Below are 22,377 nucleotides of genomic sequence, written 5' to 3' on the forward strand. Positions count from 1 at the left end.
CATCGAGCAGCGCCACCCGGCGCAGGATCACGCCGTCCTCTTCCATTTTCTGGATACGCCGCCAGCATGGCGTCGAAGACAGATTGACCTTCTCGGCGATTTCCGCTACCGGGGTGGCCGCGTTTTCCTGCAGGATAGCGAGAATTTGTTTATCTATTTTGTCCATGGTCGACTTGAGTGTAAGAAGAGTGATGTACCACCAGCGCGCCAAATGCGTCATACAGTTTGGCACAAGCGCGGCAAAAACCAGGCAGTGTAGCGTCTCGACCACGGCAGTGCCGCATTCAGAGGATGTTGCCTAAGCGGTTTGATTGACAAGCCTGGCGAGGAGGCAGATATTAAGCTGGTGGTATTCATAAATATAAGAAGGAGACAAAATTGTATCTATTGAATCTGGCTTTATCCAAGCGATTCCGGCTGCGTCCGATGGCGCGCGCATTGACGATAGCCAGCCGCACCGCTGCCATACTCGGCGCCGGTCTGATCGTCGGTTCTTCGGCCTCCGCGGCGAATTTTTCCCAATTGGTGTTTTTCGGGGATTCGCTGACGGATAGCGGTTACTTTTCCGGCGTCGGGCAGCAAGCCTCGTTTACGACGAATCCCGATCCGGTGTGGGCGCAAATCGTCGCGCATCAATACGGCAAAACGGCGAATCCCGCCGCAATACTTACGCCCAGCGGCCCGCAACCGGCCGGCGGTACCGATTATGCTGTCGGCGGTGCCCGTGTGACCAGCCAGAACGGCTGGCCTGATGCCGCCACGGCACCTCTGGTGCCGACGGTAAGCAGTCAGGTCAACGGCTATCTGGCAGCTAATCCAAGGTTAGACAGCAAGGCCTTGTATGCGGTCTGGGCCGGTGCTAACGATATTTTTGGCTACACCCAAACCAATCTGGCCAACTTGCTTAATCCAGTCACGCAGACCGCTACCGCATTGCAAACCATTCAACAAGTCACCGGCGAGGCCGCCAACGTGGTGACCCTGGTCAAGCGCCTTCAGCAAGCGGGGGCGGGCACAGTGCTGGTGGTTAATTTGCCGGATGTCAGGCTTACTCCGGAGGGCCTGGCGATTCCGGCACTGTCAACCTTATGGACGGCTTCTTCAACCAGTTTCAATACCGCTCTGAATAATGGGTTGAGCGGTCTGGGCGGTAACATCGTGGCGCTGAATGCCTTTGGCCTGCTGCGCGAAGTCATCGCCAATCCTGGTCTGTACGGGTTTTCCAATGTCACCAGCCCGGCTTGCACAACTAGCTCTGCGGGCAACTGCACGCTGTCGACGCTGGTTGCGCCGAACGCTGACCAGACTTATCTGTTTGCCGATGGCGTGCACCCAACCGGTGCCGGTCATGCGATTCTGGCGCAATATGTGGTGTCGGTATTGCAAGCACCCGGACAAATCGGCCTGCTGGCCGATGCGCCGCTGGCCAGCGCACAGACTGTTACGCGGGCTATTGATGACCGTCTGCGTCTGACCCCGCGCGCCGGTCAGGTCGAAGCGTATGCTGCCTATGACAATACCCATCAGAGTCTCGATCACAACAACAATAACCCAGGTCTGGATGGTTCTGCCAATAACCTCACCATCGGTGTTGATTACGCCCTTAACCAGAATGTCACGCTTGGCGGCGCTTTCAGCTTTGCTCATAACAAGGCCGAATTCGGTGGCAATGCCGGTGGCTTCAAGCTGGATCAGGCGATGCTGTCGGCCTATACCCAATATCGCGACGGCGCCTGGGCGGTCAACGCAATCGGCATGGCTGGCTCGCTGCAATATAACGACGTCACGCGCAATATCGCGCTGGGTCCGGCGATCCGCAGTGAAAGCGGCGATACCAATGGCCATCAATTCCTGTTGCGTATCGGCGGTCAGTATGACTTCAATCTCGGGGCGCTGGTGCTGAGTCCGGTCGGTACGCTGACCTGGCAACAGGTCAATGTCGGCGGCTACGCGGAAAACGGCAACGACAGTACCGCCATGAACTTCCAGTCGCAAACCCGCAATTCGCTGGTGTCCAGTCTCGGCGCGCAGGTCAGCAGCAAGCTGACGCTTGGCGCATATGACGTGAAGCCGTTTGCCAAGCTTGCCTGGGAAAAGGAGTTCGATGACAGTGAACGCGATGTCCGCGCCAATATCATCGGCATGGCGGGTAGCTTCGGATTGCCCGCTTACCTGGGGCCATCCAACAGCGCACGTCTGGAGCTCGGCGCTAGCATTGCGCTGGCAAGTAATTTCAGCGCTTACGCCAGCTATAACGGCCAGTTTGCAGGCGGCAACAAGATCAATTAATTCCAGGTTGGCTTGAAAAAGGCGTTTTAAGTCGGAAGGTGGGGTGCCAGGGTGTGCCCACCCAGTATTTTTAAGGCGATGTGGCGTCGGAAGTTTTTGCCGATGCCTTGGTCGGCAGCGCTGCTTCATCGTCGAAATCGACAACCGCAGCGCTGCCGTCGAGGCCAAGATAATGTTCGGTCAGGCCGAAGAAGCGGTCATAGAACTGGCCGGCAGGAATGGTTTCGCTGGCGACTTTTACCAGCGAGTCCGATGTGCTGCCGATTGGCATCGACACCGAACCCAGCACACTCAGGCCGAGGCTGGCCGAGTTGTTAGTTTTTTTCAGCGCGTAGCGATCCTGAGTGGCGCTGACGAACACTGTGGTGCTTTTCCCTTGCTTGTCGTTGGCGGCGCACACCACATGGAATTCGATTTCGACGTGGATGTCGCTTTCCGGCTGGAAGTGCTTGTGGCCATCGACCAGATCGGCCTTGGCCTGCTTGATGATGTAACCCTGGCTGAGCAGGGTACGTCGCGCCGCCTCGCACGTTGCTGGCGCGGACCGGGCAAAATCGTGCGAAAAGGTGCTTGTGTCGCTGAATTGTTCGCCCTGGTATACCGCCGATTTGGTGGTTGAGCAACCGGCGACAAGACCAGTCAGCGAAACCGCGAGTAAGGCTAAGGCGGGCGATAAAGATAACCTGAACATCCTGGACATGAACGAAAACTCCTTAAACCGACAAAATTGAAAGCGACGGATGGCATTTTAGTCCATTGCACCTTTGAATATTCAGTCGATCCGACAAAAGTCCGGGGGGTTTGTGCCGTTTCAGGTATCCTTTTCCAGCCTCTTGTTCGCTACTGCTGATCACGCTTCGGTTGGTCCGCGCACGACGCTGTAGTGGTCAGCATTGGCTTTTAACCAGGCCGTTGCCAGTTCTCGGTTGTCGTGCTGCCAGGGGTGAAAATCGCGCTTGATGTAACGGAAGATTGGGCCGACGGTCAGCCAGAATAGCCCGTATCTGCCGAAAAAGAAGCTCGCCGCATCGAGCCATGTAGCAGCGTTGAACAACATCCGGTCATGCCGCAGGTTGTTGATGGTTTGTCCGGTAGCCATCGTTGTGAAACGCCACATCGCATACATGTACCAGCGCACGCGCCGTCCGTGGCTGCCGCCCAGAGTGCGGTACAGGTCGAAAGCGACTGCCTTGTGTTCGGTCTCTTCCACTGCGTGCCAGCGCCACAGCATTGCCAGCATCGGATCGGCACCTTGCAGGATTTCCGGATGGTGCAGTGTGATGTCGGCAAGCACCGCTGTGCAATGCTCAAAAGCGGCAGTCACGGCCAGCCTGCTGAGCGCTGGCACGTTGCGACGGCGTCCCAGCTCAATCTGGTTGCGCACCCAGTGTTGCCAGTGATTGACCAGCCCCTGCTTTTCCAGTTGCTCGTTATACAGGTCATGAATGCGCCGATGGGTAGCCTCCTGGCCGACAAAATCCTCAATCGTGGCTTGCAGCGCAATATGGTCAGCGTCGGCCGGCAGTGTCGCCGCTGCCGCGCGCACGGCGTCGATGAACTCTTGTTCTCCGACCGGAAAGCTCATTGACAGCGCATTGAAATATTGGCTGCGGAAAGGCTTGCCGGCCAACCAGTGGCGCGGCAAGCCTTGCGAAAGGTCAACTAATAGTTTTCTGACCATCAATGGTGTGGATGTATTCACGGACTGCCTTTGTTAAGTCACCATACAGGCACTATACTGAGCCTTATTCAGTTTTTAAACTCGCAAGTTGCTCAGTTTTGCAGAGGTATCCAGATGGCCAGGCGCAATCCCGTTTCTTCCTATGAGATCATGCGAAAATTGCCGACGCAAGAGCGTGCGCAACGGACCATAGAGACTATTTTTCAAACCACAGCTCAGATTTTGGAAAGCGAAGGCGAGCAAGGTCTGACAACCAACAAGGTGGCGCAACAGGCGGGTTTTTCGATTGGCACCCTGTATCAGTATTTTCCGAGCAAGAAGGCGATCCTGTCGGCGCTGATCGCCCGCGAACGGCGGCGTGTGATGGATGAGCTGGACGAATTGATGGAAAGCGCGGAACACCATACCGATCAGCTTGATCCAAAGCGCTTTTTGCGTCAGTTCATCCGCATCAATATCGAAGGACTGGGCAGCGGCAGGAGCGCCAAGCGGGCGATGATCCGCTTTGCCTGGCAGCACGATCACCACGAAGAGATTACGCAGGCCTTGCGCGAGACGGCGGAGCGGATCGCCATCAGCATGCAGAGGATAGACCATCCCAACCTGCGCCCGCCGACGCCGGCGATGATGTTCGTCGTCACGCGCGCTGTGATCGGCACAATTCGCAGCGCCTCGCTGGAAAAATCGCCGCTGCTTGGCAGTATCGAATTCGAAGATGAATTGGTGCGGCTGGCCTGGCGCATGCTGTCACAGTCTGGCGATTATTGAGGCGATCGCGGTCTTCATGGTGAGAATAGTATTGAGTTACAAGGCATTGCATCAAAATGACCGATAATGTGCTACCCCGGCAGCACTAATTCATCGCACGAATTAATATTAATAGCGACATTCATGAGCTAGATTCATTAGTCACATTGATCAGCCACATTGATCAGCCACATTGATCAGCCACATTCAACCGCAACATTCAATAGCGTAAATCCAGAGCGCAAATCCATAGAAAACCCGCATGAAATACCCGGCATTACTTCTCTTTGCAGACATTCTTCCCCGAATCGGGCAGTTCGACGCTATTATCGATGCGCGCAGTCCATCCGAGTTCGCCGAGGACCATATTCCCGGCGCCATCAACTGTCCGGTACTGGACGATGCGCAACGGGTGCAGGTCGGCACCATGTACAAGCAGGTCAATGCGTTTGAAGCCAAGAAGCTGGGAGCGGTGCTGATAGCCCGCAATATTGCGCAGCATATCGAGACGTTGTTCATCGGCCAGCCGCGTGAATGGGAGCCGCTGATTTATTGCTGGCGCGGCGGCAACCGTAGCGGGGCGATGGCGCACATCATGGCCAGGATCGGCTGGCCGGTGGTGCAGTTGGATGGCGGCTACCGGGAATTTCGCCGCCATGTCAATGACAGTCTGAGCGAACTGCCGCAGCGTTTTTCTTTCAAGGTGATCTGCGGCCCGACCGGCAGCGGCAAGAGCCGCTTGCTGCAAGTGCTGGAGCAGCAGGGTGCGCAGGTGCTTGACTTGGAACAGCTGGCCGCGCACCGTGGTTCCGTGCTGGGCAATTTGCCGACAGAATTGCAGCCCTCACAGAAAACGTTCGAAAGCCGCATCTGGCAGCGTTTGCAAGGTTTCGATCCGCAGCGGCCGGTATTTGTGGAGTCCGAGAGCAAGAAAGTCGGCAATCTGCGCGTGCCGGAAATGCTGATGGGCAGAATGCGCAACTCACCCTGCATTGCGGTTGCCCTGGCGCGCTCAGAGCGGGTACGGTTGCTCATTGAGGATTATGCGCATTTCGTCGCCGATCCCGCTTTACTGAATACCCAACTGGCTTGCCTGGCCTATCTGCATGGCCGTGAGAAGGTTGCGCAATGGCAGAAAATGGCCTTGTCGGGGCACATCGGAGCGCTGGTTGATGAGCTGTTGCTGAAGCATTATGATCCGGCCTATGCGCAGTCGATCAAGCGCAACTTCGGGCAGTTTTCCAACGCGCAGATTTTGGATCTGACGGATATCTCAGATGCTGCTTTTTTGCAGGCGGCAAAGCAATTGCAGCAGAATATATAAAACGGAATGGCCGGGAGCACCATTCTTTATCAACTTACATTTCAGGACCAGCATGAGTGACCTCATTGAAGCAGTTGAACCAGATCAGCCAGCTCAGCCAGCTATCCGACTGACTTCCTTTTCGCACGGCGGCGGTTGCGGCTGCAAGATCGCGCCTGGCGTGCTGGCGCAAATTCTCAAGAATTCGAATGGTTTTCCGGTGCCGAAGGAATTGATGGTCGGCATAGAAACCGCCGACGACGCCGCCGTCTATAAGCTCAACGACGAGCAGGCATTGATCGCGACTACCGACTTCTTCATGCCGATCGTCGACGATCCGTACGACTTCGGCCGCATCGCCGCCGCCAATGCGATTTCCGATGTGTATGCAATGGGCGGCACACCGATCATGGCGCTGGCGCTGGTCGGCATGCCGATCGATAAATTGCCGTTGGAAGTCATCGGTAAAATTCTCCTGGGTGGCGAGTCAATCTGCGCCGAAGCCGGTATTCCGATTGCCGGTGGTCATACCATTGATTCGGTCGAGCCGATCTATGGGTTAGTGGTGCTGGGGTTGGTGCATCCGTCCAAGGTCAAGCGCAATGCCGGGGCCAAGGCGGGCGACAAACTGATTTTGGGCAAGCCGCTCGGGGTCGGTATTTTGTCCGCTGCGTTGAAGAAGGGCGCGTTGGATGCCGCCGGATACAAGGCGTTGATCGACAACATAACCAAGCTGAACAAGCCCGGCAGGTCGTTGTCAGACCTGGCTGGCGTCAATGCCTTGACCGATGTGACCGGCTTCGGCCTGCTTGGGCATTTGCTGGAGCTGGCGCGCGGCGCCGGTTTGTCGGCACGGCTCGACATGAACGCCATTCCATTGCTGCCGCAGGTGTTGCAACTTGCTGAGCAAGGCAATATCACCGGTGCGTCCGGCCGCAACTGGAGCAGTTACGGGCATGACGTCAGTCTGGCAGCGACGATTACGTCGCTGCAACGCAGCCTCTTGACGGACCCGCAAACCTCGGGCGGTTTATTGGTATCCTGCGATCCTGGCACGGCAGAGCAGGTATTGGAGCTGTTCCGGCGCGAAGGTTTTGCCGATGCTGCTGTCATCGGCGAAATGACATTGAGTGGCAACGTGGTGCAGGTTGTTGCCTGATTTGATGGGAGCCAGCTTGGCGGCACAGAGCGCTGGTTTATACGTTCAATACGATTGAATGTCACGTCTGTCTCGATGGATAGGCAAACAAGTTCACAAGAATAACCAGTGAGATCACCACGGAGAGGAAACGCCATGAGCGGCAATCAGCAGCCAACGAATCCCGGTGCCAAGCTTTATCTCGACGACCTCAAGGTAGGCGACCGTTTCTCCAGCGCGGAACACGCGATGGATGAGCGGCAGATCAAGGCGTTCGCGGCCCAATTCGATCCGCAACCTTTTCACCTCGACGATGAGGCAGCAAAAAAGACTTTGTTTGGCGCTCTTGCCGCCAGCGGTTGGCATACGGCGGCAATAACGATGCGCTTGCTGGTGACCAGCGGCGTGCCGCTAGCCGATGGTGCGATTGGCGCCGGTGGCGAAATCAGCTGGCCACGGCCGACCCGGCCGACCGATGTGCTGCACGTAGAGAGCGAAGTGCTGGAAATCACGCCATCGCGTTCACGGCCGGAGCGCGGCATGGTCACGGTGCGCAGCGAGACGCGCAACCAGCACGGCGACATCTTGCAGGTATTTACCGCCAAGATGGTGGTTTCGCGTCGGCCTTGAGGTTGTGCCAAATCGCCTCTGGGTTTGAGCGGTTTTTGTCGCTATCCGTTTGCTGTGTGCGCTGGCGTACTGATTGGTTTTATTTTTGGTGTATGTTGGACTTGCTGGCGGCAGTTTGGGCAGAAGTTTTGCATCAATATCAATATTGACATCAATTGGAGCAGCGCATGCATAGCGAAACAATTGGCGATTATGAGATCGAGTGCTCTTCTTCGCAAGTGCCGGACAGCCAGGACTGGATTGCCAACCTTGCGATTTACGGAGCATCGACCAATCCCATGCATCGCAATGATATTTTGCCCTTACAGCGGGTCGCTGTCGACGAGGTGTTTCCGACTGAGGCCGCGGCTGAGCAGGGGGCTCGCAGGGTGGCAATTGCACTGATTGAAAAACAGCGCTAACAATCGCTATCGGACTGATGCCTTGCATATTCACTCATGGATATTGACGGCATGCGTTCTGATACGGCAGGTTTGATCATCGTCACGATACCTGTCAAAGAGGAGATTGAAGATGCAGCTCGGTATGATTGGATTGGGGCGCATGGGCGCCAATATGGTCAGGCGTCTTCTGACGGGCGCTCATCAGTGCGTGGTATATGACTTGCATCAGGATGCCATCAAGTCCATGCAGCAAGCGGGTGTCATCGGCGCTGCTTCGCTGGCCGACCTGATTGCCAAATTGCCCAAGCCGCGCGTGTTGTGGCTGATGCTGCCGGCGGCGGTGGTCGATGAAAATCTGGCGATGTTGGCGCCGCTGCTGGATACCGGCGATATCGTCATCGATGGCGGCAACTCGTATTATCACGACGATATACGGCGTGCAGCCGGGTTGCAGGCGCGCCAGATTCATTACGTCGATGTCGGCACCAGCGGCGGTGTCGCCGGATTTGAGCGCGGCTATTGCCTGATGATCGGCGGAGAACAACAAACAGTACAGTTTCTCGCGCCGATTTTTGCCACGCTGGCGCCGGGCATTAGTGCTGCGCCGCCGCTGGCAGGCCGCAACAAGCCCGGCAGCAGCGCCGAACAAGGCTACTTGCATTGCGGTCCGCATGGTGCCGGGCACTTCGTCAAGATGGTGCATAACGGTATCGAATACGGCATCATGGGTGCCTATGCGGAAGGCTTGAATATCCTGCGGCACGCCAATGTCGGCAAGCACAGCCGTCAAGCCGATGCCGGAACGACGCCATTGCGGCAGCCCGAACACTATCAATACGATCTGGACCTGGCCGAAATTACCGAACTCTGGCGGCGCGGCAGCGTCATCAGTTCATGGCTGCTGGATTTGACGGCAGCAGCGCTGCTGCGCGACCCACAGCTTGAAAGCTACGCCGGCCGCGTCTCGGACTCAGGCGAAGGGCGCTGGACCATCAACGCCGCCATCGACGAAGCGGTGCCGACGCCGATCCTCAGCGCGGCACTGTATGCGCGCTTCAGCTCGCGCGGCGAGGGTGGTTTTGCCGACCAGGTGCTGTCGGCGATGCGGTATGGTTTTGGCGGCCATCTGGAAAAAGCCGCCAAGCCAAAGGAAGATTAATGCGGAAATTGACAGGAAAACATTCATGGCGATCAGCCCGCTAGCAGGAAAGCCTGCGCCATCGTCCATTCTGGTGAATCTGCCCAGGCTGGTGTCGGCCTACTACACCGAAGTGCCGGACCCGACGTTGCCGGCGCAGCGCGTGGCATTTGGCACTTCGGGTCATCGCGGCACGTCATTCGACGGCAGTTTCAACGAGTGGCACGTGCTGGCGATCAGTCAGGCCATTTGCGCCTATCGCGCCGAGCAGGGCATCAGCGGCCCGCTGTTCCTCGGTGTCGATACCCATGCGCTGTCGATACCCGCTTGCGCCAGCGCGCTGGAAGTCCTGGCGGCCAACGGCGTTGAGGTGATGCTGTCGCAGGACGACGAATATACGCCCACGCCGGCGGTGTCGCTAGCCATACTTGGCCATAACCGCGGCCGCAGTACAGGGCTGGCCGATGGTATTGTTATTACGCCCTCGCACAATCCGCCGGAGAGCGGCGGCTTCAAGTACAACCCGCCAAACGGTGGCGCTGCCGACACCGTTGTGACAGCATGGATCGAGGCAAAGGCCAATGCCTACCTGATGGCAGGACTCAGCGGCGTCAACAGAATCTCTGTCGAAAAAGCCTTGAAGCTGGCTACCACGCATCGCTATGATTTTCTCGGTTGCTACGTCGACCAACTCGATCAAGTGATCGACATGGCCGCAATACGCGCAGCGAACATTCATCTCGGAGTTGACCCGCTGGGCGGCGCCGGCGTCCATTACTGGGCACGGATAGGCGATCAGTACAAGCTCAATTTGACGGTGGTCAGCAGTGAAGTCGATCCGACGTTTCGCTTCATGACCGTGGATTGGGATGGCCGGATCCGCATGGATCCGTCGTCTTCGTATGCGATGCAGCGCCTGATCGACATGAATGGTCGCTACGACATTGCCTTTGCCTGCGATACCGATCACGACCGTCACGGTATCGTCGCCAACAGCGTCGGGCTGTTGCCGGCCAATCACTACCTTGCGGTGGCGATTGATTATTTGTTCCGCCATCGCCCGCACTGGTCAAAGGATAGCGGTGTCGGTAAAACGGTGGTGAGTAGCCAGATCATCGATCTTGTCTGCGCGCGGCTGCAACGCAAAGTGTATGAAACGCCGGCCGGCTTTAAGTGGTTTGCCGAAGGTTTGCGCGAAGGATCGCTCGGTTTTTGCGGCGAGGAGAGTGCCGGGGCATCCTTTTTGCGATTCGACGGAACGGTCTGGACTACCGATAAAGACGGCCTGATAGCGGGCTTGCTCGCCGCCGAAATGACGGCACGCACCGGGCGCGATCCAGGCCAGCTGTATGCTTTATTGACCGCTGAACTTGGCGATCCGGTCAGCACCAGAGTAGAGGCGAGCGCAACCCCGGCACAGAAGAAAATGCTGGCTGCGCTATCACCGCAGCAGGTGCATTTCACTGAGCTGGCCGGAGAAAAAATTCAACATATCCTCACCAACGCTCCCGGCAATAATGCAGCAATCGGCGGCTTGAAAGTGGTTGCCGACGGGGGGTGGTTCGCCGCGCGGCCATCCGGCACCGAAGATATTTATAAAATTTATGCCGAAAGCATGCACGGTGACGCCCATCTGTCGCGTATCGTGACGGAGGCGCAAGCGATGGTCGATGCTGCATTGGCTAACGGTGGCGGCGCGGAAAACGGCTGATTTAACTGCTGGCGCGTGCGCTGGTGTTGCCGGTATTACTGGTATTGCCGGTATTGCCGGTATTGCCGGTATTGGCACTATGAGCGCCCAAGCAGTGCAAGCGTTCATTCACCGCCTGCTGCGCCAGGTCTTTGGTATTCCGGTGGCGCCCAGATATGTTTCAACCGTTGCGTCAGGCGGCCGGGCCGGGCCACATCTTTCCACATGTCGATGAATTCGTGGAAATTCAGCGTAAGCGGATGATGGCTGTGCACCTGGCGTTTGATGCCATAATCCACCGCCTCATGCTCTTCGACATAAGTGCCGAACCAGCGGTCGAAAATGATCAGTACGCCGCCGTAGTTCTTGTATATGTAGCAATCGTTGCGGCCGTGGTGCGCGCGATGGTTGCTGGGCGTATCAAAGATATATTCCAGCAACGGATGCAGTTTACCGACGCTTTCGGTGTGGATGAAAAACTGATACACCAGATCGCAGGCGTACAGTACAAACACCACTGCCGGATGCACGCCGAGTAGTACCAGCGGCATAAAAAACAGCCACCAGCCGGTGATCGGGTAGAGCATCGACTGGCGCATGGCGGTGCTCATCTTCATGTGCTCCCCGCTGTGGTGTACGACATGTGCAGTCCAGAACCAGCGCACCCGATGGCTGCAGCGATGAAACCAGTAGTAGCAGAATTCGACGGCGCAGAAGATCAGCGGCAGGGTCCAGGCATTGATCGGGATCGTCAAAAAGCGCTGCTGCCAGAACCACAACACCGCCGCCCCAACGAACAGCACATGCGCTATCAGTTCGAACAACTGGTAGCTGCTGCCAAGTGTCAGGTTGGTCAAGATGTCTTTCCAGTAAAACTGCCGCAATGCGCCGCGCTTGCGCATCGCCTGCCATTCGACCGCGAAACCGACCAGGAACAATGGCGTCATGCCGATCAGGACGACTTGCTTCCATTCGATATGCGCACCGAACGTGGTTCCCATCCAGGCAATCAAATCCATCATGATGCAATACCCCGTCGTCATTCCCAGTAACGGGAATTCTAGAGCGGAAGTGGCTTCTGTGCTCGATTTGCCTCAATAATGTTTAACTCGGCGCCGTCTGCGTCAGGCTCTTGTGCTGACCGTCAGCAGACGTTGCGCGACGCAAAAGATGAACAGCAACGCGCCAATCACGATTTTGGTCCGCCACGAACTCAGACTGCCATCGAACGCGATCAATGTCTGGATCACGCCGAGTATCATGACGCCGGTCAGGGTGCCAGCCACGTAGCCGTAGCCGCCGCTCAGCAAGGTGCCGCCGATCACCACCGCGGCAATCGCATCGAGCTCGGTTCCCTGCGCATGCAGACCGTAACCGGACAGCATATAAAACGAGAACAGGACCCCCGCCAAAGCCGCACAAAAGCCGCTAAACGCGTACACTAGCACTTTGGTGCGGCCGACCGGCAGCCCCATCAGCAACGCCGATTGCTGGTTGCCGCCGATGGCATATACCGCACGGCCGAAGCGGGTGAAATGGGCGAGGTAGATGGCCAGTGCCAGCGTCATCACAGCGATGACCACGCTGGGCGAGATGAAAGCCCCAAAAATCTCCAGCCGGGCCTGCGACACCGCCACGTAAAGAGGCTCATCGATGGTGATTGAATTGATGCTGATCAGGTAGCACAAGCCGCGTGCCAGGAACATGCCGGCCAGCGTCACGATGAATGCCTGCAGCTTGAAAAAATGGATCAGCCCACCCATCAGTGCGCCGAAGCCGCTGCCGATCAGCAGTACGCAGGCAATCACCAGTAGCGGCGGCCAGTGCCAGACTTGCCGCTCAACAAGAGGCTGTTCGAGCTATCCAGACCGACCGATTCGCCGCCACTTTCACGCCCCTGAACTTACAAAAAACAGGCATAAAAAAGCCGCGGCACATGCAAGCATGTCTGCGGCTTTTTTCGCTGACAGGCCGTGACTTGCACGGCACACCTTACTACCAAATCAGTGAATAGGATGGCTGCGGAAATGGTCGTCGGCAGCATCGTCATCGTCATGGCCGTGATCATGGCCATGTGCGCCGTGCACATGCTGATGCGCGATTTCTTCTCCAGTCGCGGCCCGCACTTCTGTGACATTGAGGTTAAAACGCAAAGCAATCCCCGCCAGTGGGTGATTTCCGTCGAGCACCACCTTATCGTCAGCGATATCTGTGACGGTAAAAATCAGCGCGTGCTCTTCATCATCTTCGTTGTCCGGCGTGCCTTCGAACTGCATGCCGACTTCCAACGGTGTTGGCAGACGGTTGCGCGGCTCGATCTTGACCAGGTTCGAATCATATTCGCCAAAGGCATCATCAGGCTCAACCTGTAATTCTGTCTGGTAACCGGCTTCTTTGCCGTCCAGGGCTTCCTCGATCTTCGGCAGCGTATTTTCGTTGCCACCGTGCAAGTACACCATTGGCTCACTACCTTCTTCGATCAGATTGCCTTGGGCATCTGACAATTTGTAGCGTACAGTCACTACCGTATTTTTGGCAATCTTCATGATCATTCCTTTCATTAAACATGGCTTCGGATTATACCCGCCAGAACGCCATCGCCCTGCTGACTAAAAAAATTTAAACCTTGGGCGCAGTCGCCCATTCTTCCTCGTCCTCGTATAAGCAACATTCTGCCGAAGCCAACCCGATATAATAGCGGCATGAAAAAAAACACACTCCTCGGCGGCTTGACGCCAGCACAATTCCTTCGTGATTACTGGCACAAGAAGCCATTATTGATCCGCCAGGCGCTGCCTGGTTTTACCCCGCTGCTGACGCCGGAAGCGTTATTTGCAATGGCGCAGCGCGAGGATGTCGAGTCGCGTTTGGTGACACACGTCAAACAACAGTGGCAGGTCGCAAACGGTCCGCTCGAAAAACTTCCCCCGATCAGCCAGAAAGACTGGACGCTACTGGTGCAAGGCGTCAACCTGCACCATGACGGCGCCGATTCCCTGCTACGCCAGTTCCGCTTCATCCCCGATGCTCGGCTGGACGACCTGATGATCAGCTACGCCACAGATACCGGCGGCGTCGGCCCGCACTTCGACTCCTGCGATGTATTCCTGCTACAAGCGCACGGCCAGCGCCGCTGGAAGATCGGTGCCACCCAAGACCTGACCTTAGTGAAGGGCAGCTCCCTAAAAATTCTGAAAAATTTCGTGCCGGAGCAGGAGTTCGTGCTGGAGCCGGGCGATATGCTTTACCTGCCGCCGCAATATGCGCATGAAGGTACTGCCATCGGCGAATGCATGACGTATTCGATCGGCTTCCGCGCGCCGCCGTTCCAAGAGTTGGGGGAGGCCTTCCTGCAATTCATGGCTGATTCGATCGATTTGCCGGGTCGTTACGCCGATCCTGACCTGAAACCAGCCAAACACCCGGCGGAAATCAGTCGCGAGATGCTGGCGCAGATCGCTGACGAGCTCAACAAAGTGCGCTTCACCGAGGACGATATTGCAATTTTCGTCGGCGAATACCTGTCAGAACCGAAAGCCAGCGTTTTCTTTGAATCACCGGCTCGACCGCTGGCGCGCTTCCGCGCCACGCTGGCCAAACGCGGCATCGTACTATCGCGCAAGACGCAAATGCTGTACCGCGGCAAGCATGTATTTATCAACGGCGAATCGTTCGCCGCTGGCCGCGCCGACAAGGCATCACTGACGCTTCTGGCAGACCAGCGCCAGCTCGACGGCGCCACGGCCGCTCAGGTATCGACAGACGTGCTGGAAGCGCTTTACACATGGTATGAGGACGGCTGGGTCACGTTGGGCTGATAACCAGCCCCCCCCCGCCTGCCCCACCCCACCTCACAAGTCCAGATCATCGGCGGTTACTGCCGGCCGTCCCGCAAATACGATTGCGGCCTTGGAATCCCCTGCACACAGGGGGATTCCAAGGCCGCAATCGTATTCACAGCATAATAATTCGATTAAAACTGCAACGTCGTTTAAAAAACCGAGCTCTGAGACGCGCATGAATGAGCAGGCCAACCTAATTCAATGTAACTAAAAATTATAAGGAATAGCCTGCCCATTAATTGTTTTCGGAGCTACGCTAGATTATCAATAATCAACATTTCATTATTTAATCGCTGATTAATTCCCGCCCCCAATTGTCACCATCAAGCCCCCCCCCGCAAAATGCGCCAATACGCTGGTCTTTGATTATCCGAAAAAAAACACAAACCCAATGCCGCTGCGGCGCAACAGAGCGATGCCAATTCGATATAAGGTATCGGCGTAAGCAGCTTGCGGGCGCTCGACTCAGCGTCGGCGCGGCCTGTTGCGCTGATACAAATTCTTACTAATTGGCAAACCATTCATGTCTTATTTGACAAATTCCAGCTATAATCCTGTCCTGGAAAGTTTTTGTTGCAACGCGATGCGCAGTTACGGCAAAGCACTGCGAAAACATCCTGTAGAGCGATAATTACCGGTAATTATTCATCGCAAAATTTTTGATTACTACTGAAGGAACATTCATGAAAAAAACACTGTTGATCGCATCCCTGTTGGCTCTGACTCTGGCTGCTTGCGGCAAAAAAGACGAGGCTGCTGCTCCTGCTGCTGACGCTTCGACTCCAGCTCCAATGGCTGCTCCGGCTGCCGCTGACGCTGCTGCATCCGACGCTGCTGCTGCTGCAACTGCTGCCGGCTCCGCCGCTGCTGACGCTGCAACTGCTGCTGGCGCCGCTGCAACTGCCGCTGGTTCCGCTGCTGCTGATGCCGCTGACGCTGCTAAAGCTGCCGCCGCTCCTGCCGCTTCCAAGTAATCATTGGCTGCATAAAAAAGCCGACCCTCGGGTCGGCTTTTTTGTTAGCCCTATCTCCTGCAGCATCAGCTTCGGCAGCGACAACTGAGGGTCGATTCATCACCAAGCCCTGCCGCCAGTCAGTCAAAATTAGACGACCGCAAAACGTCACAGAATCAAACATCAATCCAGCCAAAGCCTTGCTCCTGGCAGGCGATCGCCACCTCGACCGACTCACTACTGCGCCCACCGCATAACGCCGCATAAGCCAGTTCAGGCAGGTTATTTCGCGTACTCAAATGCGCACCAACCACCTTGCGCAAACGTGACTGATCCATAGCCGCGAGTATCTCACGCGCACTATCGTTGGATAGGTGGCCGTATTCGCCGCTGATGCGGCGCTTGAGCGAAGCCGGATAAGCCGAATTGGCCAGCATCTGTCGATCATGATTGCACTCCAGGACCAAGGCATCACTGCCGCCCAGGGCCTGAACCAGATGGTCGGTAATTTTGCCAGCATCGGTGAGGATGCCAAGCTTGCGATTGCCGTCGCCAACCACGTATTGCACGGGTTCTCGTGCATCGTGCGGGACAGTATAGGGAGTTAGCTGAAGATCGCCAATGGCGAGGGTCTCGCCATCGCGGCAAAAATGAAACGTGACATCGCGGCAATCCATGCGCAACGCTTGATAAGTACCGAATGTGAGCCAGACCGGCAATCGGTGCCGTCGTGCGAATTTGAAGACGCCGCCGACATGATCCTGATGCTCATGCGTGACGACAATGGCCGACAGCGCAGAGCCATCCAGACCAAGACGCGCCAGACGTCGCTCGGTTTCGCGTATGCCGAAACCGCAATCGAGCATCACATTGGTGGAGCGATTACCCGACCTTGCAGAAATCAGCAATGCATTGCCTTCGCTACCGCTGCCCAGGCTTGCGAACTTCAAGGGTAGCGCCTGACACCGACGACGCATTGCTCTTGTGCTGCCATTATTTTTCCACAGCCAAAATCAACGATTTATTTCAGTTGTTCGTTCAACAGGCCGAGTATCTTGTCCGAAGTCTTCGACAATTCCGGATTACCATCCTTATTCAAAACCAGAACCTGGCTCTGGTTGCCTGATTCGGCGCCCTTGACGAAAATCCGATAGCTGGCGGCATTTTTTACTTTGTCGCTATCCGAACCGCTGAACAATTTGGAGAAGAAACCCTTATCCGATTTCTTGTCCTTGGCATCGGCATCCTGATCAACGTACCGCACAAAATACAAGCGCTTGGCACGATCACGGTCTTCAACGGTGAATCCTACGCGATCCAGAGCGAGGCCGACACGACGCCATGCGCGGTCGAAGCCTTCGTCAACCTGGACGAAATCGCCAGCCGTATTTTTTACCAGTTTGGCACGTGCCTGCAACGATGGCGCGTTGGCGACCGCTGCCTTGGCTTTGACTTCATCGGCTCCCAGGCGCCCCATCAGACGCGCCAGGAATTCGGCTTCCAGTTGCGGATCGGCGGGACGCGCAGTCCATATGCTGGATTCTTTTTGCGCACCGGCCAACACCTCTTCGGCACCGCGGTGGCTGATATAGATTTCGGTGGTGCCGTTCGGACCGCGCTCCAGGCGGGTACGGAATTTATCCCGTTCACCGGTGAAATAGATTGAATCGAACACCTTGCCGAGCGTGTTACGAACGAAATCCTGAGGAATTTTGGCGCGATTTTCCGCCCAATCGGTTTCCATCACGCCGGTTTCCGAATTCTCGATATTGATCAGGAAGCCAGAATCTTGCCAGAAGTCTTTGACCTTTGGCCACAGGCTCTCAGGCGACGCATTCACCACCAGCCAGCGCTGCGATCCGTCGCGTTCGATGTGCATGTCAGGTGCAGCGTTAGGGGCAATCGCTGCGGCTGCCGCAGCCGGGCGGGCACCCTGCTCCAGACTGTAACCGGATGCGGTTGCCGTACCTTGGGCTACGTCGGGAATGGCGTAACGATTTTCACGCTGCAACTGGGTCAGATCAGGTGGCACATCCAGTTTCGGGGCCGTCACTTTGCCTGCACTTTTATAATCGATGCGATCCGGCTCGAGGACAGAACCGATCGAGCTGCATCCTGCCAGACCGGCCAGCGCCAAAGCGATAACAACGCCACGTTGAGTGAGACTAATTTGAGTCGATGGAATGTTCTTGCGAATAGTCATGTGGATACAGGATCAAAGAGACGAAGGAAATTGGAAACGCCTGTCAGCGCAGCTTATTTTAATACACCAGATTCACGCAGTGCCTCACGTACCGTTGCATGATACTCGGAAGACAATCGCACCAACGGCAAACGAATACCGTCCGCCATCAGACCCATTTCAGCCAACGCCCACTTCACAGGCAGCGGATTAGGCTCGACAAACAGCTTGTTATGCAAAGGCAGCAGCTTGTTGTTGAGTTTGACTGCCTCGGCTACGTTTGCGCTCATTGCAGCGACGCACAGCAAGTGCATGTCGCGCGGTGCCACATTGGCTGTCACTGAGATGTTACCCTTGCCGCCGCAGAACATTAACGCCATTGCGGTCGCATCATCGCCGGAATAAACCGCAAAATCCTTTGGTGCCAGACGAATCAGGTCGGAACCCCGGCCGATATTGCCGGTGGCATCCTTGACACCGATGATACCGGGCACTTGTGCCAGGCGCAGGATGGTTTCATTGCTCATGTCGGCGACGGTACGGCCAGGCACATTGTACAGAATCACCGGCAGGTCGACTGCTTCGGCGATCTTCTTGAAGTGCTGGTACATGCCTTCCTGAGTCGGCCGGTTGTAGTAAGGCACGACTTGCAGCGAAGCATCGGCTCCGGCTTCCTTGGCGAAACGGGTCAATTCAATCGCTTCTGCGGTTGAGTTGCCGCCAGTGCCGGCGATGATTGGAATCCGTTTGGCGGCATGCTCTACGGCTAGCTTGATCAGGGCGCAGTGCTCATCCACCGAGACGGTCGGCGATTCGCCTGATGTACCGACAATGACGATCGCATCCGTTCCCTCTGCGATGTGCCAGTCGATCAATTTACGCAAACCCGGTAAGTCGAGACTGCCGTCGGAGCGCATAGGAGTAACGATTGCAACAATGCTGCCCTGGATCATGATGGTAAATGCGAAAAAATAAAAGACTGATTGTAGCGGATCGCCGTAGCTATGGGTAAATTCCACTTGTAAAACAAGTTACAAATACGATTTTCGTGACGCGACCGACATTCAGCAAAACCGAACTCGTCAGCCGATTCGCAGAGCGAAAGCCGGTGAGCCGCCGCCCTTGACTGCGCAAATCCGCTGCACCATGGCTGGTTTCGGTTGCGCTACATAGCCATCTTCAAAAGCCAGCACATGCCAGCAAGCACTATGATCGGCACGTAGCAGGTTCAGCAATTCGCCTGGCGCAAGCAAGAAATCAGGGTTGGACGGCTTGCCGAATTGTTCATTGCCGATGGCAAATGTTTCATAGAGCAGTACGCCCTGCGCGGCGATGCTACGCAATATGAGAGGAAATAGCGGGCGGTGCAAATAATTGGTGACGACTACGCCAGCGAACTGACCAGTCTGGAATAAATCTTCTAACGCCGCCGCGGGACCGGTTTCGAGGTCAATCTGGCGGGTGGCAAAGCCTGCTGCGGCCAGTTCGGCCAGCGGCACTGGGTTGCGATCGGCTGCCAGCACGTCGAACCCATGGCGCGCCAGCCAAACTGCATGGCGGCCATTGCCGCAAGCCAGGTCCAGCACCTTGCCGCCCGCCGGCAAGCTACCGCCAAAGCGGCTCAGCCAGGGCGATTCCGCGCCGCTCAATGGATGGTTGTCGAGTTGGCCTGGCAGCATCTGTGCTTGATCGATAACAAGTCAGCGATCAGGCGTAGCCCAAGCCCATCGCTTCGCGCACATCGCGCATCGTATCCTGAGCCAGTTTACGCGCATGGTCGCAGCCGTCTGCAACAATCGCCCGCACCAGAGACGGATCGTCCAGATATTGCTGGGCGCGCTCGTGCATGGGCTCTTGCTCGCGGATGATGGCGTCGATAACCGGTTGCTTGCACTCAAGACAACCGATACCGGCACTGCGGCAACCTTTATCAGCCCAAATTCTGGTTGCATCGTCGGAATACACGACGTGGAATTGCCATACCGGACACTTGTCGGGATTGCCGGCATCGGTGCGCCGCACGCGTGCCGGGTCGGTCGGCATGGTGCGTACTTTCTTGCTGACCACATCTTTATCCTCGCGCAGCGCGATGGCATTGCCATAGCTCTTCGACATCTTCTGGCCGTCCAGCCCCGGCAGACGCGACGCTGAGGTCAACAACGCCTGCGGCTCCGAGAGGATCAGCTTACGGCTACCTTCGAGGAAGCCGAACAGGCGTTCGCGGTCGATCATCAACAGATTCTGGGCATCGTCCAGCATCGCCTTGGCCTGGCCAAGCGCATCCTCGCTGCCATGTTGCTGAAATTCGGTGCGCAACTCGTTATAGAGCTTGGCACGCTTGCTGCCGAGCTTCTTGACAGCATCCTGGGCCTTCTCCTCGAACCCCTTCTCCTTACCGTATAAATGATTAAAGCGGCGCGCAATCTCGCGCATCATCTCGATATGCGGCACCTGATCGTCGCCGACCGGCACCTGACTGGCACGGTAGATCAGCACATCGGCCGCTTGCAGCAACGGATAGCCGAGGAAACCATAGGTAGTCAAATCGCGGTCGCTGAGTTTTTCCTGCTGATCCTTGTAGGTCGGCACCCGTTCCAGCCACCCAAGCGGCGTCGCCATCGATAGCAACAAGTGCAGCTCAGCGTGCTCTGGCAACTTGGACTGAACGAACAGGGTTGCCTGCGATGGATCGACGCCCGCGGCCAGTCAGTCGATCAACATCTCCCAGGTGCTGGTCTCGATGACGCTCGGATCGTCGTAGTGAGTGGTCAGCGCGTGCCAGTCGGCGACGAAAAACAGACAGGGTAGTTCGGATTGCAGCCGAACCCAGTTTTTGAGGGCGCCGTGGTAGTGCCCCAGATGCAGCGCACCGGTCGGACGCATGCCGGAAACAACGCGGTCAGGATACATAGTTAGTCAGGGTCAAATCAGGTAAAGAAAATCAGCGCAAAATCAACAATAGCGGCGAGACGATCAATTGCAAGGCGGCCTGAGCAACCGTCATCACCGGCGTCATCCAGAAATATAATACCTTCAACAGCACTAACGCCATCACGATAAAGAAGCCATACGGCTCAATCTGAGCAAACTTGTAGGCGTATTTATTCGGCAGCAGACTGGTCAGGATGCGGCCGCCATCGAGCGGCGGAATCGGGAACAGATTAAAGGCGAACATCACCAGGTTGGTCAAAATACCGGCACGCGCCATCAAAGCAAAAAAATCCTCTTCAACCCGGAACACCGCCAACGCAATCAGCAACAGCATCCACATCAGCGCCATCACGAAGTTAGCGGCCGGCCCCGCCAGCGCCACCCACGCCATGTCCCGCTTGGGCTTGCGCAACTGGCCGAAATTGATCGGCACCGGCTTGGCGTAGCCGAACAAGAACGCGCCACCGGTCGAGAAATACAACAGGATCGGGATCAGGATGGTGCCGAACGGATCGATATGCTTGATTGGATTAAGGCTCATGCGCCCCATCATGTAAGCTGTGGAATCGCCAAAATACTTGGCAGCATAGGCGTGCGCAGCTTCGTGCAACGTAATCGCGAACAGCACGGGCAGCGCATACACTGCAACGGTTTGGATAAGATCATTCATGGGCGGGATTCTATCAGAGGGGGTGACGCAATGCGTCGCAAATCTGGGTTAGACACGGCGCGCGGTGTGGCTGTTATCGCCGCGCCGCAGAGTCGAAAATTACAAAAAAACCAATATTAACATTGGCAGATGCCAGCAAGGCCGACACCTCAAGGCCGAGCCCCGTCACAAACCGAACAAGCCGGCGTCGCCACGTCCCTGGCGTATCAGTTGCGGCTCGTCATCGGTCAGGTCGATCACGGTGGTTGGATCCAAACTACAAGCACCGCCGTCAATCACCAGTTCGATTTGCTTTTCCAGCCGGTCACGCACCTCTTCCGGGTCGGTTAATGCCTCGCTCTCGCCGGGCAGGATCAGCGTGGTGCCGATCAACGGTTGTCCAAGCTCCTCCAGCAGCGATTGCACGATACTGTGCTGCGGCACCCGCAGGCCGATGGTTTTGCGCGCTGGATGACTGAGGCGGCGCGGCACTTCCTTGGTGGCTTCAAGAATGAAGGTGTAAGCACCCGGGGTGGTGCTCTTGAGCAGCCTGAACTGGCGGTTATCTACCTTGGCGTACAGCGAGATATCGCTCAGATCGCGGCACATCATGGTCAGGTGATGCTTATCGTCAACCCCGCGGATACGCCGCACGCGCTCCACTGCATCCTTGTTATCCAGCTGGCAAACCAGCGCATAGCAGCAGTCTGTCGGCACGGCGACGATGCCACCGGACTGGATGATTTGCACCGACTGTTTAATCAGACGTAGTTGCGGATTATCTGGATGAATTTGAAAAAATTGGCTCATAGTTCAGACAT

General features: G+C 56.4%; 21 protein-coding genes and 2 pseudogenes. 10 read left to right on the forward strand and 13 right to left on the reverse strand.

The genetic code is table 11. The annotated features are described in order from the left end of the window. A partial coding sequence (locus tag ACIQ0R_RS01155; protein WP_395822918.1) for an Lrp/AsnC family transcriptional regulator occupies positions 1-166 on the reverse strand: 166 nt, incomplete at its 3' end. 212 nt (positions 167-378) lie between these two features. Between ACIQ0R_RS01155 and ACIQ0R_RS01160 the strand changes: the two genes are divergently transcribed. After that, positions 379-2,289 carry an autotransporter outer membrane beta-barrel domain-containing protein gene (locus ACIQ0R_RS01160; RefSeq protein ID WP_395822866.1) on the forward strand — a complete coding sequence of 637 codons (1,911 nt, stop codon included), beginning with the start codon at positions 379-381 and terminating at the stop codon, positions 2,287-2,289. 70 nt (positions 2,290-2,359) lie between these two features. On the opposite strand, the gene ACIQ0R_RS01165 is transcribed toward ACIQ0R_RS01160, so the two are convergent. Both ACIQ0R_RS01165 and ACIQ0R_RS01170 read right to left on the reverse strand, forming a co-directional pair. Continuing rightward, a complete protein-coding gene (locus tag ACIQ0R_RS01165; RefSeq protein WP_395822868.1) occupies positions 2,360-2,989 on the reverse strand; it encodes a DUF2242 domain-containing protein in 630 nt (209 codons plus the stop codon). A 150-nt stretch (positions 2,990-3,139) separates the two neighbouring features. Beyond that, positions 3,140-3,991, reverse strand: a complete 852-nt coding sequence (locus ACIQ0R_RS01170) for a metal-dependent hydrolase (protein WP_395822870.1) — start codon at positions 3,989-3,991, stop codon at positions 3,140-3,142. A gap of 129 nt (positions 3,992-4,120) precedes the next feature. Here ACIQ0R_RS01170 and ACIQ0R_RS01175 point away from each other — a divergent pair, with 129 nt between their 5' ends. The 7 genes from ACIQ0R_RS01175 (at position 4,121) to pgm (ending at position 11,020) form a co-directional block, all read left to right on the forward strand. Then, positions 4,121-4,738 (forward strand): TetR/AcrR family transcriptional regulator, encoded by a 618-nt coding sequence (locus ACIQ0R_RS01175; RefSeq protein ID WP_395822872.1) that lies wholly within the window; start codon positions 4,121-4,123, stop codon positions 4,736-4,738. 241 nt (positions 4,739-4,979) lie between these two features. Continuing rightward, positions 4,980-6,041 carry a tRNA 2-selenouridine(34) synthase MnmH gene (mnmH, locus tag ACIQ0R_RS01180; RefSeq protein ID WP_395822874.1) on the forward strand — a complete coding sequence of 354 codons (1,062 nt, stop codon included), beginning with the start codon at positions 4,980-4,982 and terminating at the stop codon, positions 6,039-6,041. Positions 6,042-6,093: 52 nt separating this feature from the next. Continuing rightward, on the forward strand, positions 6,094-7,179 hold the full coding sequence (gene selD / locus ACIQ0R_RS01185; protein WP_395822876.1) for a selenide, water dikinase SelD: 1,086 nt from the start codon (positions 6,094-6,096) through the stop codon (positions 7,177-7,179). A 135-nt stretch (positions 7,180-7,314) separates the two neighbouring features. Further along, on the forward strand, positions 7,315-7,788 hold the full coding sequence (locus ACIQ0R_RS01190; protein WP_395822878.1) for a MaoC family dehydratase: 474 nt from the start codon (positions 7,315-7,317) through the stop codon (positions 7,786-7,788). Positions 7,789-7,955: 167 nt separating this feature from the next. Next, positions 7,956-8,189: a hypothetical protein gene (locus ACIQ0R_RS01195; protein WP_395822880.1), complete on the forward strand. Its 234-nt coding sequence runs from the start codon at positions 7,956-7,958 to the stop codon at positions 8,187-8,189. Positions 8,190-8,301: 112 nt separating this feature from the next. Further along, complete coding sequence (gnd, locus tag ACIQ0R_RS01200) at positions 8,302-9,330, forward strand: phosphogluconate dehydrogenase (NAD(+)-dependent, decarboxylating) (RefSeq protein ID WP_395822882.1); 1,029 nt, start codon at positions 8,302-8,304, stop codon at positions 9,328-9,330. Positions 9,331-9,355: 25 nt separating this feature from the next. Next, positions 9,356-11,020, forward strand: coding sequence for a phosphoglucomutase (alpha-D-glucose-1,6-bisphosphate-dependent) (pgm, locus tag ACIQ0R_RS01205; RefSeq protein WP_395822884.1), 1,665 nt, complete (start codon positions 9,356-9,358; stop codon positions 11,018-11,020). Between the two features lie 104 nt (positions 11,021-11,124). Here pgm and ACIQ0R_RS01210 read toward each other — a convergent pair whose 3' ends face one another. From ACIQ0R_RS01210 to ACIQ0R_RS01220, 3 genes and pseudogenes are all read right to left on the reverse strand, one after another. Next, positions 11,125-12,021: a sterol desaturase family protein gene (locus tag ACIQ0R_RS01210; protein WP_395822886.1), complete on the reverse strand. Its 897-nt coding sequence runs from the start codon at positions 12,019-12,021 to the stop codon at positions 11,125-11,127. A 102-nt stretch (positions 12,022-12,123) separates the two neighbouring features. Next, positions 12,124-12,834 (reverse strand): annotated as a pseudogene (locus ACIQ0R_RS01215) (sugar ABC transporter permease YjfF); the annotation flags it as partial. A 168-nt stretch (positions 12,835-13,002) separates the two neighbouring features. Continuing rightward, positions 13,003-13,545 carry a peptidylprolyl isomerase gene (locus tag ACIQ0R_RS01220; RefSeq protein ID WP_395822888.1) on the reverse strand — a complete coding sequence of 181 codons (543 nt, stop codon included), beginning with the start codon at positions 13,543-13,545 and terminating at the stop codon, positions 13,003-13,005. 156 nt (positions 13,546-13,701) lie between these two features. On the opposite strand from ACIQ0R_RS01220, the gene ACIQ0R_RS01225 reads away from it, so the two are divergent. Together ACIQ0R_RS01225 and ACIQ0R_RS01230 are read left to right on the forward strand one after the other, a co-directional pair. Further along, entirely contained in the window at positions 13,702-14,817 is a 1,116-nt protein-coding gene (locus ACIQ0R_RS01225; RefSeq protein ID WP_395822890.1) for a JmjC domain-containing protein, read from the forward strand. A gap of 707 nt (positions 14,818-15,524) precedes the next feature. Beyond that, complete coding sequence (locus ACIQ0R_RS01230; protein ID WP_395822892.1) at positions 15,525-15,815, forward strand: hypothetical protein; 291 nt, start codon at positions 15,525-15,527, stop codon at positions 15,813-15,815. 155 nt (positions 15,816-15,970) lie between these two features. Here the strand turns inward: ACIQ0R_RS01230 and ACIQ0R_RS01235 are convergent, their stop codons facing one another. The 7 genes and pseudogenes from ACIQ0R_RS01235 to ACIQ0R_RS01265 form a co-directional block, all read right to left on the reverse strand. Next, complete coding sequence (locus ACIQ0R_RS01235) at positions 15,971-16,744, reverse strand: MBL fold metallo-hydrolase (protein ID WP_395822894.1); 774 nt, start codon at positions 16,742-16,744, stop codon at positions 15,971-15,973. Between the two features lie 71 nt (positions 16,745-16,815). Further along, entirely contained in the window at positions 16,816-17,997 is a 1,182-nt protein-coding gene (gene bamC, locus ACIQ0R_RS01240; protein ID WP_395822896.1) for an outer membrane protein assembly factor BamC, read from the reverse strand. Between the two features lie 53 nt (positions 17,998-18,050). Then, a complete protein-coding gene (gene dapA, locus ACIQ0R_RS01245; RefSeq protein WP_395822898.1) occupies positions 18,051-18,929 on the reverse strand; it encodes a 4-hydroxy-tetrahydrodipicolinate synthase in 879 nt (292 codons plus the stop codon). Between the two features lie 129 nt (positions 18,930-19,058). Then, entirely contained in the window at positions 19,059-19,655 is a 597-nt protein-coding gene (locus ACIQ0R_RS01250; RefSeq protein WP_395822900.1) for a class I SAM-dependent methyltransferase, read from the reverse strand. Between the two features lie 28 nt (positions 19,656-19,683). Further along, positions 19,684-20,886, reverse strand: a pseudogene (locus ACIQ0R_RS01255) (tryptophan--tRNA ligase). 31 nt (positions 20,887-20,917) lie between these two features. After that, positions 20,918-21,577, reverse strand: a complete 660-nt coding sequence (locus ACIQ0R_RS01260; protein WP_395822902.1) for a site-2 protease family protein — start codon at positions 21,575-21,577, stop codon at positions 20,918-20,920. 165 nt (positions 21,578-21,742) lie between these two features. Continuing rightward, positions 21,743-22,366, reverse strand: coding sequence for an L-threonylcarbamoyladenylate synthase (locus ACIQ0R_RS01265; protein WP_395822904.1), 624 nt, complete (start codon positions 22,364-22,366; stop codon positions 21,743-21,745). Positions 22,367-22,377: the final 11 nt, after the last annotated feature.

The sequence above is a fragment of the Collimonas sp. genome, assembly GCF_044339385.1.
Classification (GTDB): domain Bacteria; phylum Pseudomonadota; class Gammaproteobacteria; order Burkholderiales; family Burkholderiaceae_D; genus Collimonas.

Bases quoted from the DNA above. Each gene is read 5' to 3' on its own strand.
- ACIQ0R_RS01195 (WP_395822880.1), top strand. From the start codon at position 7,956: ATGCATAGCGAAACAATTGGCGATTATGAGATCGAGTGCTCTTCTTCG.
- ACIQ0R_RS01210 (WP_395822886.1), bottom strand. From the start codon at position 12,021: ATGATGGATTTGATTGCCTGGATGGGAACCACGTTCGGTGCGCATATC.
- ACIQ0R_RS01265 (WP_395822904.1), bottom strand. From the start codon at position 22,366: ATGAGCCAATTTTTTCAAATTCATCCAGATAATCCGCAACTACGTCTG.
- mnmH (WP_395822874.1), top strand. From the start codon at position 4,980: ATGAAATACCCGGCATTACTTCTCTTTGCAGACATTCTTCCCCGAATC.
- dapA (WP_395822898.1), bottom strand. From the start codon at position 18,929: ATGATCCAGGGCAGCATTGTTGCAATCGTTACTCCTATGCGCTCCGAC.
- ACIQ0R_RS01190 (WP_395822878.1), top strand. From the start codon at position 7,315: ATGAGCGGCAATCAGCAGCCAACGAATCCCGGTGCCAAGCTTTATCTC.
- selD (WP_395822876.1), top strand. From the start codon at position 6,094: ATGAGTGACCTCATTGAAGCAGTTGAACCAGATCAGCCAGCTCAGCCA.
- ACIQ0R_RS01260 (WP_395822902.1), bottom strand. From the start codon at position 21,577: ATGAATGATCTTATCCAAACCGTTGCAGTGTATGCGCTGCCCGTGCTG.
- ACIQ0R_RS01175 (WP_395822872.1), top strand. From the start codon at position 4,121: ATGCGAAAATTGCCGACGCAAGAGCGTGCGCAACGGACCATAGAGACT.
- ACIQ0R_RS01220 (WP_395822888.1), bottom strand. From the start codon at position 13,545: ATGAAGATTGCCAAAAATACGGTAGTGACTGTACGCTACAAATTGTCA.
- ACIQ0R_RS01225 (WP_395822890.1), top strand. From the start codon at position 13,702: ATGAAAAAAAACACACTCCTCGGCGGCTTGACGCCAGCACAATTCCTT.
- ACIQ0R_RS01165 (WP_395822868.1), bottom strand. From the start codon at position 2,989: ATGTCCAGGATGTTCAGGTTATCTTTATCGCCCGCCTTAGCCTTACTC.
- gnd (WP_395822882.1), top strand. From the start codon at position 8,302: ATGCAGCTCGGTATGATTGGATTGGGGCGCATGGGCGCCAATATGGTC.
- pgm (WP_395822884.1), top strand. From the start codon at position 9,356: ATGGCGATCAGCCCGCTAGCAGGAAAGCCTGCGCCATCGTCCATTCTG.
- ACIQ0R_RS01250 (WP_395822900.1), bottom strand. From the start codon at position 19,655: ATGCTGCCAGGCCAACTCGACAACCATCCATTGAGCGGCGCGGAATCG.
- bamC (WP_395822896.1), bottom strand. From the start codon at position 17,997: ATGACTATTCGCAAGAACATTCCATCGACTCAAATTAGTCTCACTCAA.
- ACIQ0R_RS01230 (WP_395822892.1), top strand. From the start codon at position 15,525: ATGAAAAAAACACTGTTGATCGCATCCCTGTTGGCTCTGACTCTGGCT.